Here is a 13,055-nt window from a genome sequence, read left to right as displayed (position 1 = left end):
TTATTTCCGTACTCAATCAGGCACCTTACATAATGTAACCTATTTGTAATAGAAAGTTCAAACGATAAATACTTTTAATCAAGTACAAAAATTATGTACAGTTAAAACTGTACAGAGTTTAAGGAGACATTTACGCATTTTTTCTTTTAAATGCTTTATATTTAAGCCCTTTCAGGAATTTTTATAAAAATGGCAATTATAGTAATGTGGTACATAGATTTTTTGCGAAGGAGGATCTTATGGTAGTAAAAGACCACCATTTCTTTGAAGACATGCATACGAAAGTCACACATGAATTTTCTAAAACACTGGAAATGTTTGGACTCACCCCTGCTGATGCTAGATTGTTCGTAGCTCTCTACCTGGAACAGGGTCCAATGACATTAGATGAAATGAGCGAGGCTTTGGGTAAAAGTAAAACTTCTATGAGTACAGGGGTTAGAGGTTTATTGGATCAAGGGCTCGTCGAACGAGTGTGGAAAAAAGGCTTCCGTAAGGACCTCTATCAAGCGAATGAAAACCTATATCGCAACTTCATGTCTTCCTATATTAAGAAGTGGCAGACAGCTGCAAATGGACAAATAAATACGTTTGAAAGTATGGAAGTTGAGTTAAAAGAAAGAATTCAGGAGTATGTCAATCAAGAAGAAATGGAACAGGCAGATCAGCTCTACCGACGTATGGAAGATATGGTCCGTTTTCACGAAAAGATTGCTGAAGCATTTAAAGTGATAGACCCTAACGAAAACCCTTCTGAATAACCCTCCTACCCAAACATGCGGAGATATTTATTCCATCTCCGCATGTTAATTATTTTTTCAGCACATTATATCTTGATAATTTACAAAAATTTTATATGATTATAAGTGGGAAACTCTTTAAACCTAAAAGCTTTTTGCAGATAGAATAGTTTCAAAAAATACCTTAAGAGGGTGAGGTAAAATGAAGGAAAAAATCTCAAAAAGAGAAGCCATATTCTATAGTCATAAAATGGCTCAACTTTCTAAAGCACTTTGGAAAGCCATTGAAAAGGACTGGCAGGAATGGATTAAGCCATTCCAATTAAACATCAACGAACATCACATTTTGTGGATTGCTTACCATTTGAAAGGGGCAAGCATTTCCGAGATTTCCAAGTATGGTGTCATGCATGTTTCAACCGCCTTCAATTTCTCAAAAAAGATGGAAGAGCGCGGACTCCTTCAGTTTTCTAAGCGTGAAAACGACAAACGAAACACCTATGTAGAATTAACAGATGCAGGGATTGAACTTCTTGAAGCAACGCTTAATGAGTATAATCCAGAAGATAATTCTGTACTGAGAGGCGTTATGCCAATGACAGAAATGTATGGAAAGCTTCCTGAGTTCTTAGATTTATCTGCTTTGATCAAGGAGATCTATGGAGACGAATATATAGAAATCCTGGAACGCTCACTGGAAAACATTGAAGAGGAAGCGTTAGTTCAACAGCCCACGGATATTGAAGATTATAAGAAGAAATCAAGGTCCTCGTAACAAATAGGAGTTCAAACAAATAGAACCCATTCCAATAAATCTATATTGGAATGGGTTCTATTTATAGTGCAGAAGAATGAGTTGTTTCGTCAACTCCGTGTGAATTCCCTGTTGATCCAGCGCTTCCAAGGTTTCTTCTATGGGTAGTTTGTAACAAAGCATCCCGGCAAAGTGAACCATCAAATCATTGTGATGTATTAAACCGTTAGCAATATCCTCTTCGTAACGCTCCTCCAGAGTTCTTAACAACTGCAGCGTTTCCATATATTCTATTTTTGTTAAGCTTTTTTCAATGACTAATTTCGTAAATGGATACTTCTTCATCTCTTCAACTTCTAATAATAAATTCAAGTGGAATGCAAAGGTTTCACATCGATTTACCTTCTCCAAAATACTCCCTCCACAACCTGCTGTTACCCTTGTCATGTCAAGGTTTAAAAGTTATTACATCAAATGAATAAAAAGCAAATATTTTTTTTACATAAAACCTATTGCTTTTTCTCTCCAAACATACTATTATTCGTCTTGTGCCAAACAAACGAAACATAAAACGTACTACTATCATATCGATATTCATAATAAATTCACAGTATTTTTTGTTGTAAGGGAGGGATTCTTATGATGAACTGCTGGAAAACAGTAAACATCAATAAAGAATTCGGTCTGAACCGTGTTTACCTGATGTCTTTTCTTACAGGACTACTTTCATTCCTGATTTTATACTTGCCGTATTCAATGATCCACGGTACGCATGAGATGAATGATCACGGTTTTCTACCGTTGTTGGTTATTTTGTTTTTCTTACCAGCGATGCATCGCCTGATGCATATGCTGCCTTTAATGCTCAGCTATAAGCGGTTACGGGTTAAGTTCAAATTCAGAAAGCGATTTGTACCGACTTTCACCTATCAGTGTAAGACTCGACTATCAAAGAAGACATCAATCATGATGGCTCTTGCACCAACTTTTTTGATTACAGTTCCTGCACTCGTCATGGGATATGTATTCCCTCATTATTTTGCGTATCTTGTACTCTTTGCATCTGTGAATATCGGATTATCTTTTTCTGATTTTCTCTATTTAAATTATTTCGCTAAAGCACCGAAAAAGTGTTTGATCGAAAATGCAAAAGAAGGCTATGATATTTTAATTCATCAGCCAAAAGCATAAAAAAACAACGTTCACCTTTTGAACGTTGTTTTTTTATGTCTTCTTAAAGTATATGACAGGTTTCTTGAAGACTCAGTTTCGAGACTTATGCTGAGTGGATGGGGGCTGCGGGGAATAGCTCGCTTTCCGCGGGAGCGCGGTGAGCCTCCTCGGACTGCGTCCTGTGGGGTCTCACCCTGCACTTTTTTCCCGCAGGAGTCTCGCCATTCCCCTCCGCCCACTTACCCAAAGAAGATACTCGAAACTACTACTTAAAAAACCAGCTTGTATGGTTGAGGGAAGTGGATAATTAGAACACCTCTAAAGTACGAAAAGGCTGATCCAGAGCGCATTTAACCTATACATTTAAATAAGGTTTCAAATCTCGAGTTGTTTCGAGACACTTATAAGGTAAAGGGGCGGAGGGAAACGGTGAGACTCCTATGGGACGTGTGGGACAGGTGAGACCCCGGAAGGCGTAGCCTGAGGAGGCTCACCGCCCGCCCCATGGAAAGCGAACCTTTTCCCGGAGCCCCTAGAATGACACGAACATCTCGAAACTGAGTCTTCCACAAACGGGAGCTTTAGTTGAAGTCGAAATTTGTCTTTTCATTTCTGAATCAGACTTTTTTGTTCCAACCGGGAAATCGGACCTGCTTTTTTCTGTTCAATCCACCCAAACTTTGATAGAGTAGTTTCATAGGGAATAAAGGAGGTACCAACATGGCATTTGGATTCAGCTTGTACGCGCTCGTCATTTTATTCGTGTTTAACTCACTCACACATTCCTTATGCACTAAGACGAAAATGTCGAACGAAAAACAAACGCGGGTATTCCGCACGATCAACGTACTGATTACAATATTATTGATTTCTTCATATGTGGAAGTGCTTAATACACTTTAAAAACAGGCCGGAGATGGCCTGTTTTTTCTATGTCTTGTTTGAATTTCTATATTTTCACAACACAGTATAGAACACGGCCTATATAATGTGTTATATTAACTCATAGGCTGTGAGCAAATCTCTACGTCACGAAATTTCACAATAAGTTTGGAGTGTCAGGATTATGAAAAAAATAGCCATCACCGCTGCATTAGCAGCAAGCGTATTCACCTTGTCAGCTTGTTCATCAAATGCAGATGAATCAGAAGCTGTTGTTGAAACCAATGGTGGAGAAGTAACGAAAGAAGAGTTTTATCAGGAATTGAAGTCTCAGTATGGTGAGCAAGTGCTTCAGACTCTTGTCATGAAAGAAGTTCTTGCAAATAATTACGAGGTTTCCGATGAAGAAGTAAACAAGGAACTAGACACAATTAAAGAACAATACGGCGATAATTTTGAAAACATTCTTCAGCAAAATGGCTTTGCCGATGAAGAAGCTTTCAAAGAAACCATCCGTATGAGTTTATTGCAGGAAAAAGCCGCTTCTGAAGGAATTGAAATTTCAGAAGAAGAAATGAAAAATTATTATGATCGCATGAAAACAGAGGTCCAAGCGAGTCATATCCTAGTCTCTGATGAAGAAACAGCGAAAGAAGTTAAAGAAAAAATCGATAATGGGGAAGACTTCGGAGAGTTAGCTGCTGAATATTCTTCTGATGGTTCTGCTCAGCAAGGTGGTAAGCTTGGCTGGTTCGGACCTGGAGAAATGGTTGCTGAATTTGAAGATAAAGCCTACGAATTAGAGCCTGGTGAAATCAGTGAACCTGTGCAGTCTCAATTTGGCTACCATATCATCAAGGTGACGGACAAGCGTGACAAAGAAGATATCAAGCCTTATGAAGAAATGAAAGAAGAAATCAAGCGTACATTGACGAGTCAGAAAGTCGATCAGGCTGAGCTTCAGAAGAAGATGGATGAGCTTATGCAGAACTCTGAAATTGATGTGAAGCTGGAAGAGTTTGAAGGTCTCTTTGATAAAGAGGAAGCTCCAGTAGAAGAAGGAACAAATCCAGAGGGAAATAACTCTGAAGAAAATTCTTCTGAAGAAGAAAATACAGAAGAATAACAAAGACCAAAAGCCAGGTGAACCACTCACCTGGCTTTTATTCTGACATCATGGCATCTCTTTTCCCGCGCCGCTCTTTCTCCTTTTCAATCCGCTTCAAATACACTTGACCTTCGCGTTCGATATACTCTTGTTCAAGGTTGTGCTCCGCTCTCATGGCGCGGATGGCCATATACCCACTTATGAATATAAAGACAATGCACAGAAACACCCAAATCGGAAGACCGAATAACATAAATTCATCCTCCCTGCTCCTTTTGTCTCTAGTCTATGAGCGATTGAAAGCAAATATGATACAGGCTCCCTTCCCTTCTTTATGAAGAGAAGAAAAAATCCGATGGGTCCAGCTGAAAAGCTGGACCCATCGGATTTTTTACTTTTTATCTTTTTGATCAATTTTCGGAACATATTGAAAGATTTCCCCGGATTCTACCACATGAATGAATCTCATAAGCCATCGATAATAATTTTGAGCATATTCCAACCGATCGATATCCTCTGTTATTTTTGCTTGTAGATCTTCGTCTGTGGTGTTCTCTTGCAGTTCTTGAAGCTCCTGGATGGCTTCATCCGCTTCTTCAATATTCGTCTCTGTATGATGCCTCCAGCGGCTGCCAAACAAGGAAGTGAATGATTTATACCAATCTTCTTCTGACTTGTAAAGGTCTTTACGAACCCCTTTTTTAAAGGAAGGTTCGACCATCTTCATATCTGATAAAGCACGGACGCCTGTTGACATACTCGTCTTACTCATCTCCAAAGCTTCCCGCATGTCATCCAATGTCATGGGGTCCTGTGAAAAGTACAGCACTCCATACAAGCGACCAATGGACGGGGTTACCCCATAAAGGCTCATATTCTTTGCTATAACTTGGATAAATTGTTCAATCGTTTCTTCGTATTTGTTCCAATCTCTATTGTTCGTTTCTGGCAATGGAAACCCTCCATTTGCTTATTCCTCAGTAATCTTAAAACATTTTATCATTAATGTCCTTACATTGCGACCTTAATATCGATTTTAACTCAATCGCAGGACTTGAGGAGATTGAAACACTTCTTCCAAATCTTCTCGCCATGTAAAAAGAACGACTTGGTGCTTTTTAGATAATTGCTCGAAAAGTTGGATCATCATGTTTAATCTCTTTTGGTCAAAATGAACAAAGGCATCATCCACAAGAAATGGCAGTGACAAATCATCCGCCATTGTTTCCCCGAGAGCTAAGCGGAAAGAAACATACAATTGATCCTTTGTGCCTCGTGAAAGTTCCATTGGAAAATAAGTGAACCCCCGCTTGCTAATAACCTTAATGCGATCATCATCAGGGGAAATTTTCACATCCACATAATTTCCGTCCGTCAGTTTATGAAAATAGTTCGTAGCTTTCCGTAGAATAAGTGGCATGTATTTTTCTTTGTATGCATGTTTCGTCTTCTCCAATGCCTTCCAGGCCAGTTGATAAGCTGCCCATTCTTCCGACTGTTTTTGAAGTTCCGCTTTTTCTTTATGAAGTTTGTGGGTAATGCTTGAGCGTTCATCAGAGTGCTCAAGTTGCTGGATGGCACTCTGGTTATCTGCCATAGCCTGCTGAGTCTTTTTCTGTTCAGCTTCAATCGTTTGTTTTTCGCTTTGAAGTCGTTCGAGACGAGCCGAAAGTGCAGCTTTTTCTGGCACCTCCGTCCACACAAGATAATCCTGCTGCTCTCTTTCTGACAACATGCGCTGCAGCTGACGTTCTAAATCCTGGAGCTGCTTTTCCAGATCCTCTTGTTTTTCCCTCTGCTTCGCCTTTGTGTAAAAGTCTTCTTCCTTCTCTACCCCGACTTCTTTGAAAAGTTCCTGTTGCTTCGCTACATAAGTAGACAGCTTCACATTATTATCTTTCGCCCGTTTATACAAAGTTCTCAACTGCTCTTCTGCCTGGATGATTTTCTGCCTGTTATAACGCTTCTCCTGGACCCATTCTTTTAAACGATTCCACTGCTGTTCTATATTCTCTTCGTAGAATTCCCACTTTTCTTTTCTACAAAACGCTTCCAGATTTTTTTGGATCTGGTTCATTGCGGAAGACTGCTTCTCTTTGTCCTGAAGCAGCCGTTTCTGCGTGCGTTTCTTTTCTTTCAACTGAGACAAAAGATGATAGAGCTTTTCCCAGTGCTCCACGTCTAAATAAGCTAGGAAAGGATAGAGATTCCGCTGTTCGTCGAGAGTGCTTTCCAATCTTCTTTTTCGCTGTTGCAGATGGTGAGTCTTCTCCTGCAGCCGAATCTCTTCCTGGTTCAACTGCTTCCACTGCTCGCGGAGATGATGATACTCATTTTTTTGAGCCTCATATTTCTGCAGCTGTGCCCTCGCTTGTTCCATTTCTTCCACCGGAATGGATGTCTTCATATTTTGCTTGGATGTTTTCACTATCTTTTTGTGACAGCTGTAACTGTACAAGGCAAGAAGAGCGGCTATGGCCAAACACACGATGAATAGCACCATTCCTTCAAGGAACCCGCCAATCGCCAGTGAAAACACGGCCATTACGACCCCTAACAAGCGTCTATTCCTTAACTCTGTTATGTGTTGGTCAGACGCTGCTGCCGTCTGATAGCTCCTCTGCAACTTTTCTTCATATTCTTTGGCTGTTTCCTCACCAACCCTCTCGTTTTCTATCGAATGCTTACGTTCCTCTATCTTTTCAAACTCCCGATTGATGTCAGTGGCTTGTTCCTGGATATACGCTCCCTCACGTTCCACTTCATCTTTTTCCTTCTTCAAAGCTCGCCATGTTTCTTCGATATAAAAAGGCAGCGGATATTCCTCTAGATCATCTATATCCAAAGGCACATCAATATGACTTTTATCTTCCTCTACCTGTTCATCCATTCGACTGATCTGTTGTAAAAGGCGCTCAAGCTCAGAGACAGCTTGTTCATATTTTGGATATCCTGTTTCCAGGAGCTTTTCGCCTTCTTCTTCTCGAGATGGATCTCCTCCGTTTTCCAAGTGTTGAATAGAGGCTTCAAGTTCCTCTATATTTGTTTCCAATAGCTTTTGTTCCGATTGAAGAGGCAACAGAACTTCCTTCACTTGTTGATAACGCTCCACCCCGGCTTCAGGAAATGAAATTCTGTTTTGTTTCTCTACTTCATCCTTTATTAAATGGTAATCAACAATTATAGATCTCACTTTCAGGACTTGTTCTGTTATGTAGATTTGATTGATGGTTTCCTGCCAGTTCTCTCCAAGTGTACGTATGCGTTCATTCAATGTATCTTTTGTTTGTTGAAGCCGTAAATAGTTTTCTTCTTCCGCATCCAATATTTTTTTCTTCTGCTGCAACTCTTCAACCACTCGAAGCTGTTCATTAATCAGCGGCTTCTTTCCGTTCGGCTTGAAACGTTCATCCATTTGTTTTTGAAGCCATTTTTCTGTCTGATAAATTTGATCAGATCCAGTTAACCCGATATTCAAAAGGGCTTCTCCTAGCTCATGACCTGATATATTTTTTAATTCCATCAAGTCCTCCGCATTAAAACTATAGGTGGATTCAAATACTCTGCGTTCCATTCCATCCAGCAAGTTCCGAAGCCATGATTCATCCTTTTCCTCCCCCGTCTCCAAACGGCAGATCGCTTTTCCGTTCTCATGTTCGTGTTTTCTCTCAATCGTCACTTTTCCATATTCTTCAGTTGAGAGAACAAGGCGCCCGCCCATGCTTCCACCGGTTTTAGGTACGAAAGACAGCCTTTGCTTTGGAGGCAGCCCAAATAACATAAACAAGATAAATTCATAGAGCGTCGACTTTCCTGCTTCATTTTCGCCTATGATAAGGTGAGGAGATGGATCAGTTAAATCCAAAGAATAATCCTTCCACTTGCCAAATCCGAATATGAATAAATGGATGATCTTCAAATTGCCCCCCTCCTCTCATGGGTGATCATCCGTTCCAACAGAAGTGTTTTCGTTTGTTCGATCACATCTGCCGTTTCTTCACCTTTAATCGGATGTATATACTTGGATACTTTTCGATGGTTGAACAAAGGAGAAAGCCACTCTTCTATTTCTTCTTCATTTAATTCAGAAATAGTCCGCAATAGTTCACCAGTAAAATGAGACCCCCCCATTAACTCCTCTTCATCCCATGTTGCGCGAGCTTCGGTCTTGATTTCCTCAATCCAGACCCAATCATCTGAATCAAAGTCTTCATTCTCATTAACGACTTCTACCCATTCTTGGAGATCCTCTATAGAGCCTGCATATCCCACCAACGTGATTGTCAACATGACAGGAGAACCGCCAGCGACTTCTTCTTTCGCCTTCTCCAACACTCTCTCCAATTCTTCAGATGGTGTATTCTCAAGATCACCCACCGTGGTGGAGACATAGGTAATGCTTTGCAGAGGAACAAAATGATAATTCCATTCTCCAGAAATGTGCTCGACAAGGTAACAACCTTTCTCTCCCGATTCCTTCCGTGATCTCCCCTGAATATTCCCAGGGTACAGGGCGGGTGGATCCGTCGATAGAACTGACCGTTTGTGGATGTGCCCCAAGGCCCAATAGTCCAGTTCCTGGCTCCTCAACTCCTGCAATGAAAAAGGTGCGTACACATCATGGTCTGTATTCGTATCCAGGCTGCCGTGAAGCATTCCAATGTGATAGTCCGCCCCCTCTCCCTTGGTAAAGAACGGGACTTTGCGATCTCGAACTTCTCTTGTCTCATAGCTGAATCCATAAATATGGGCCAGTACCTCCCCATTCTTCTCAAAAGGGTGATGGGTAACATTCTGACTTTGAAAAATATGTACATTGTCGGGCATTGTAATGGGTAATGTTTTCCCCTCTATATAATCGTGGTTACCATAACTGATATAAACATCAATATCCATCTCTTGAAGACGTTCAAACCCACGTCTAAGATGAACCTGAGCTTTTATACTCCGAATTTCCTCGTTGTATAAGTCACCAGCAATCAATAGAAAATCCACCTTATTTTCTATACAAGCATGAATTAAACGGTCGAACGCTTCGAACGTACTTTGTCTCAGCCTTTCTAACAATTCACCCGGGAAGTATCCCTTTGTTTTAAAAAGGCTGTCGATATGTAAATCTGCGCTGTGAATGAATCGAATCGATGACTCCATCATGATCAGCCTCCTTTTCTATAATTACTTTCATTTTAACAGAGCCAAAAACCGAATGCACGTTCTCATACCATAAGAAACAAGAGGACAGGATTCTTCTGTGTCCCATACATCTCATAAGTTTTAGCATATGTACAGCCAAAACAAAAAACCCCTTAACAAAGGGGTTTTTCATTACTTCTCTTTTTTAGAGAGCTGTAAAGCCGTTTTTAAATCTTTTAAGGAAGTGGACTTCCCATACATCAGTACACCGCCACGGTAGACCCGTGCGCCAATCAACGCAAGCACAAGAATGGATCCCACGAGGATAGAGATTGATAAGGCAACTTCCCAAATCGGTATCTCCAACATCCCTACACGTAAAAACATGATCAGTGGTGTAAAGAACGGAAAATAAGAACTGACCGTGATGAAAGTGGAATCAGGGATGCCAAGGCCAAACATCGCAATGAGGAAACCAGCTACAACCAGCATAATCATAGGGGCCAATAATTGCTGCGCATCCTCCAGGCGACTGACGAGAGACCCCAAAGTCGCCGCTAAGGTAGCATAAAGCAAATAGCCAAGAATGAAGAAAACCACAGCATAAATGATTGTACCAGGATTGATGTCGTCAAAGCCGAAGAAACTAAGCATTGAACCATCTCCAAGTGTTTTGCTCTGTTGGATGCCCAAGTACCCTGCCAATATAAGGATCGCGAATTGCGTCAATCCTAACAAAGCAATGCCGAAAATTTTCGCAAACATCTGAGAAACCGGCGATACACTGGAAACTAAAATTTCCATAACGCGACTGGATTTTTCTGTGGCTACCTCCGTAGAGATCATCTGCCCATACATGATCACAGAGAAGTAAAGGAAAAAGAGCATGACGTACACAAGTCCGCGTGTCTGGTTGAGTTCTTCTGCCGTTTTTGCACTCTCTTCCAACGCTACGAGCTCAAAGCTTACAGGAGCATTCATTTGTTGAATAATGGCAGGATCGACATCAGCCCGCTCCGTCACATACTGAACTTTCAGTTGTTGAAGCGCCTGGCGGACTGGATCGCTTTCACCTGTGTTCGCGATTTTATTCGCATAATAAGTCGCTTCAGGCAGCCCCTCTTCTCCTTGTTTCACTTCAACGACAGATTGAAAGTCTCCTTCTTCTACCGCTGCTTGGGCTTCCTCAAGGCTTCCCTCATATTCTTCAAGACTGAGATTGTCATTCATCGAGACCACCTGATTTAATGATTGGAACCATTCTTCATTATCCGTCAGAACGGCCACTTTCTTTTCTTCATCCACGTCACTGAATGTCTCGATGATGGATTGAAGATTAGATAAAGCAAAAATGAGTGCTACAGTAATAATTGTCGTAATTAGAAAGGACTTGGATTTCACACGGTTTTTATAGGTCTGAGCAACCATAATAAAGAATTTATTCATAAGAAGCACCCACCTTTTCGATAAAGATATCATTCAAAGTCGGCTCTTCCAGATCAAATTTGCGTACAAATCCTTTTCCTTGCAGTTCTTCAAAAATACGCTGAGCAATTTCCTCACTCTCAATCTGGATTTCACAGCCATCTCCCAATGGCTTATATTTTATTACTCCGGGGACCCTTTCCAAATAAGCAAGGTCAAAATCCGCGATGACTTTCACATTCTTTTTCCCGAATGATTTTTTAATCTCTTTCAACTTTCCATGAACCACCGGTGTGCCGTGATGGAGAATACAAAGACTTTCACACAATTCCTCTACATGCTCCATCCGGTGCGAGGAAAACACAATCGATGTTCCATCTTCTTTCAAATCAATGACTGCTTTTTTCAACATCTCCACATTAACGGGGTCAAGACCAGAAAAAGGCTCATCCAATATCAACAATTTTGGTTTATGTAACACAGCGGAGATGAACTGGATTTTCTGCTGATTTCCTTTTGATAATTCTTCAACTTTCTTATTTTTGTATTCTGGTACCTTAAACCGATCCAGCCAATGACTAATCTGTTGAACGGCCTCTGACTTTTTCATCCCTCTTAATTTCGCTAAATAAACCAGTTGTTCCTGGACTTTCAACTTGGGATAAAGTCCTCTTTCCTCCGGTAAATAGCCGATTAAATGGCTCTGATCATAGCCAATATCTCCACCATTCCAGGATATTTCACCTCTGGTTTGATCTAGTAAACCGAGAACCATGCGAAAGGTAGTGGTTTTACCCGCTCCGTTCGCACCTAGAAAACCAAAGATCTGTTTTTCCGGAATTTCCAATGACAAGTCATCAACGGCTGTAAAAGACCCGAACCTTTTCGTCACTTTCTCCAATCGTAGCGTCATCATTTCTCCCCCTTTTCTCCTTATGTACGTAATTTTTAACTCAATGGTTTCATTCATTCTTATCCATTCTTAAAAAACTTTTATTAAGGAATATGGCAGGATTGTGGAAGACTTGATTTCGAGATGTTTGTGTGGATTTAGGGGCTCCGGGAAAAGGTTCGCTTTCCGTGGGCGAGTGATGAGCCTCCTCGAGCTAACGCTCTGCAGGGTCTCATCTACCACGCACTTCCCACAGGAGTCTCACCGTTTCCCTACGCCCCTTTGCCATATGAGGTTCTAGAAATCCCTCTTATATTACCTGCCTAAAACTGTTATAAATCCTGCTTACCGCGTTGATATAGGATTCTCAACCATAAAAGCTCCTATTGCTGAAAGGTAGTTTCGAGAGTTTCTTCCGGCAAGTGGGCGGAGGGGAATGGCGAGACTCCTGCGAGATAAAAGTGCTTGGTGAGACCCCACAGGACGCAGTCCGAGGAGGCTCACCGCGCTCCCGCGGAAAGCGAGTTATTCCCCGCAGCCCGATCCACCCAACAAAAGTCTCGAAACTGAATCTTCAACTAAAGGGAGCTATTCTTGAAGACTTTGATAGAGATTTTTTTGGTGAAAATTCGTTATTCAAGCAGGAATATCGACGATGTATGACAAAAGTATGTAATGAATACCTATTCATTCAAGGAGGAACAACTATGAAGACATACTACTTAACTGTATTCGAGAAAGACGGTACCAATGTCCTCGATGAAACCTTTCAAGCTGAAAATGATGACCAGGCAAAAAAGTTAGGGTCAGAGAAGCTCGAAGAGAAAGGATACAGCAATCATACCCATCGCTGCGCAGCACCTGAGGGGCATTTGGTTTTGTTCCACAGATAAAACCACTAACCTGTAAATGTAAAACCATAAAAAGTCGCGCTGTTAAGCGCGACTT

13 protein-coding genes are annotated in these 13,055 nt (G+C 41.1%); 6 read left to right on the top strand and 7 right to left on the bottom strand.

Features of this window, described 5'->3' with window-relative positions; translation table 11 throughout:
- Positions 1–239 precede the first annotated feature (239 nt).
- Complete coding sequence (locus VKA52_RS08530) at positions 240–761, top strand: GbsR/MarR family transcriptional regulator (RefSeq protein ID WP_326315125.1); 522 nt, start codon at positions 240–242, stop codon at positions 759–761.
- A 181-nt stretch (positions 762–942) separates the two neighbouring features.
- Complete coding sequence (locus VKA52_RS08525) at positions 943–1,515, top strand: HTH-type transcriptional regulator Hpr (RefSeq protein ID WP_160916954.1); 573 nt, start codon at positions 943–945, stop codon at positions 1,513–1,515.
- 57 nt (positions 1,516–1,572) lie between these two features.
- On the opposite strand, the gene VKA52_RS08520 is transcribed toward VKA52_RS08525, so the two are convergent.
- Positions 1,573–1,905 (bottom strand): DUF1878 family protein, encoded by a 333-nt coding sequence (locus tag VKA52_RS08520; RefSeq protein ID WP_160916952.1) that lies wholly within the window; start codon positions 1,903–1,905, stop codon positions 1,573–1,575.
- A 228-nt stretch (positions 1,906–2,133) separates the two neighbouring features.
- Here VKA52_RS08520 and VKA52_RS08515 point away from each other — a divergent pair, with 228 nt between their 5' ends.
- From VKA52_RS08515 to VKA52_RS08505, 3 genes are all read left to right on the top strand, one after another.
- Positions 2,134–2,685, top strand: coding sequence for a DUF3267 domain-containing protein (locus VKA52_RS08515; protein ID WP_160916950.1), 552 nt, complete (start codon positions 2,134–2,136; stop codon positions 2,683–2,685).
- A 702-nt stretch (positions 2,686–3,387) separates the two neighbouring features.
- Complete coding sequence (locus VKA52_RS08510) at positions 3,388–3,570, top strand: hypothetical protein (RefSeq protein WP_035510066.1); 183 nt, start codon at positions 3,388–3,390, stop codon at positions 3,568–3,570.
- Positions 3,571–3,733: 163 nt separating this feature from the next.
- Positions 3,734–4,675, top strand: coding sequence for a peptidylprolyl isomerase (locus tag VKA52_RS08505; RefSeq protein WP_326315121.1), 942 nt, complete (start codon positions 3,734–3,736; stop codon positions 4,673–4,675).
- A gap of 37 nt (positions 4,676–4,712) precedes the next feature.
- Here VKA52_RS08505 and VKA52_RS08500 read toward each other — a convergent pair whose 3' ends face one another.
- The 6 genes from VKA52_RS08500 to VKA52_RS08475 form a co-directional block, all read right to left on the bottom strand.
- Entirely contained in the window at positions 4,713–4,910 is a 198-nt protein-coding gene (locus VKA52_RS08500; protein WP_146814291.1) for a sporulation YhaL family protein, read from the bottom strand.
- 138 nt (positions 4,911–5,048) lie between these two features.
- On the bottom strand, positions 5,049–5,609 hold the full coding sequence (locus VKA52_RS08495) for a GbsR/MarR family transcriptional regulator (RefSeq protein WP_160915214.1): 561 nt from the start codon (positions 5,607–5,609) through the stop codon (positions 5,049–5,051).
- Between the two features lie 84 nt (positions 5,610–5,693).
- The gene (locus VKA52_RS08490; protein WP_326315118.1) at positions 5,694–8,576 is read right to left on the bottom strand and encodes an ATP-binding protein; all 2,883 of its coding nucleotides are present in this window, start codon (positions 8,574–8,576) and stop codon (positions 5,694–5,696) included.
- Positions 8,573–9,811, bottom strand: coding sequence for a metallophosphoesterase family protein (locus VKA52_RS08485; protein WP_326315116.1), 1,239 nt, complete (start codon positions 9,809–9,811; stop codon positions 8,573–8,575). The genes VKA52_RS08490 and VKA52_RS08485 overlap by 4 nt, the downstream gene beginning before the upstream one ends.
- A 171-nt stretch (positions 9,812–9,982) precedes the next feature.
- The gene (locus tag VKA52_RS08480; protein ID WP_160915220.1) at positions 9,983–11,236 is read right to left on the bottom strand and encodes an ABC transporter permease; all 1,254 of its coding nucleotides are present in this window, start codon (positions 11,234–11,236) and stop codon (positions 9,983–9,985) included.
- A complete protein-coding gene (locus VKA52_RS08475; RefSeq protein WP_160915222.1) occupies positions 11,229–12,128 on the bottom strand; it encodes an ABC transporter ATP-binding protein in 900 nt (299 codons plus the stop codon). Before VKA52_RS08475 ends, VKA52_RS08480 begins: the two co-directional genes overlap by 8 nt.
- A 686-nt stretch (positions 12,129–12,814) precedes the next feature.
- On the opposite strand from VKA52_RS08475, the gene VKA52_RS08470 reads away from it, so the two are divergent.
- Positions 12,815–13,000 carry a YhzD family protein gene (locus tag VKA52_RS08470; RefSeq protein WP_089653268.1) on the top strand — a complete coding sequence of 62 codons (186 nt, stop codon included), beginning with the start codon at positions 12,815–12,817 and terminating at the stop codon, positions 12,998–13,000.
- Positions 13,001–13,055 lie beyond the last annotated feature (55 nt).

Source organism: Halobacillus sp. HZG1 (assembly GCF_035818575.1).
In the GTDB taxonomy this organism is placed as follows: Bacteria; Bacillota; Bacilli; order Bacillales; family Halobacillaceae; genus Halobacillus; species Halobacillus litoralis.
Note: the sequence above shows the minus strand (reverse complement) of the source record. Positions and strands in the feature narration are given on the sequence as shown.

What these genes read in the sequence shown, in the direction of transcription:
- VKA52_RS08475 (WP_160915222.1), bottom strand. Translation starts at nt 12,128, where the DNA reads ATGACGCTACGATTGGAGAAAGTGACGAAAAGGTTCGGGTCTTTTACA.
- VKA52_RS08500 (WP_146814291.1), bottom strand. Translation starts at nt 4,910, where the DNA reads ATGTTATTCGGTCTTCCGATTTGGGTGTTTCTGTGCATTGTCTTTATA.
- VKA52_RS08485 (WP_326315116.1), bottom strand. Translation starts at nt 9,811, where the DNA reads ATGATGGAGTCATCGATTCGATTCATTCACAGCGCAGATTTACATATC.
- VKA52_RS08515 (WP_160916950.1), top strand. Translation starts at nt 2,134, where the DNA reads ATGATGAACTGCTGGAAAACAGTAAACATCAATAAAGAATTCGGTCTG.
- VKA52_RS08530 (WP_326315125.1), top strand. Translation starts at nt 240, where the DNA reads ATGGTAGTAAAAGACCACCATTTCTTTGAAGACATGCATACGAAAGTC.
- VKA52_RS08525 (WP_160916954.1), top strand. Translation starts at nt 943, where the DNA reads ATGAAGGAAAAAATCTCAAAAAGAGAAGCCATATTCTATAGTCATAAA.
- VKA52_RS08510 (WP_035510066.1), top strand. Translation starts at nt 3,388, where the DNA reads ATGGCATTTGGATTCAGCTTGTACGCGCTCGTCATTTTATTCGTGTTT.
- VKA52_RS08480 (WP_160915220.1), bottom strand. Translation starts at nt 11,236, where the DNA reads ATGAATAAATTCTTTATTATGGTTGCTCAGACCTATAAAAACCGTGTG.
- VKA52_RS08470 (WP_089653268.1), top strand. Translation starts at nt 12,815, where the DNA reads ATGAAGACATACTACTTAACTGTATTCGAGAAAGACGGTACCAATGTC.
- VKA52_RS08505 (WP_326315121.1), top strand. Translation starts at nt 3,734, where the DNA reads ATGAAAAAAATAGCCATCACCGCTGCATTAGCAGCAAGCGTATTCACC.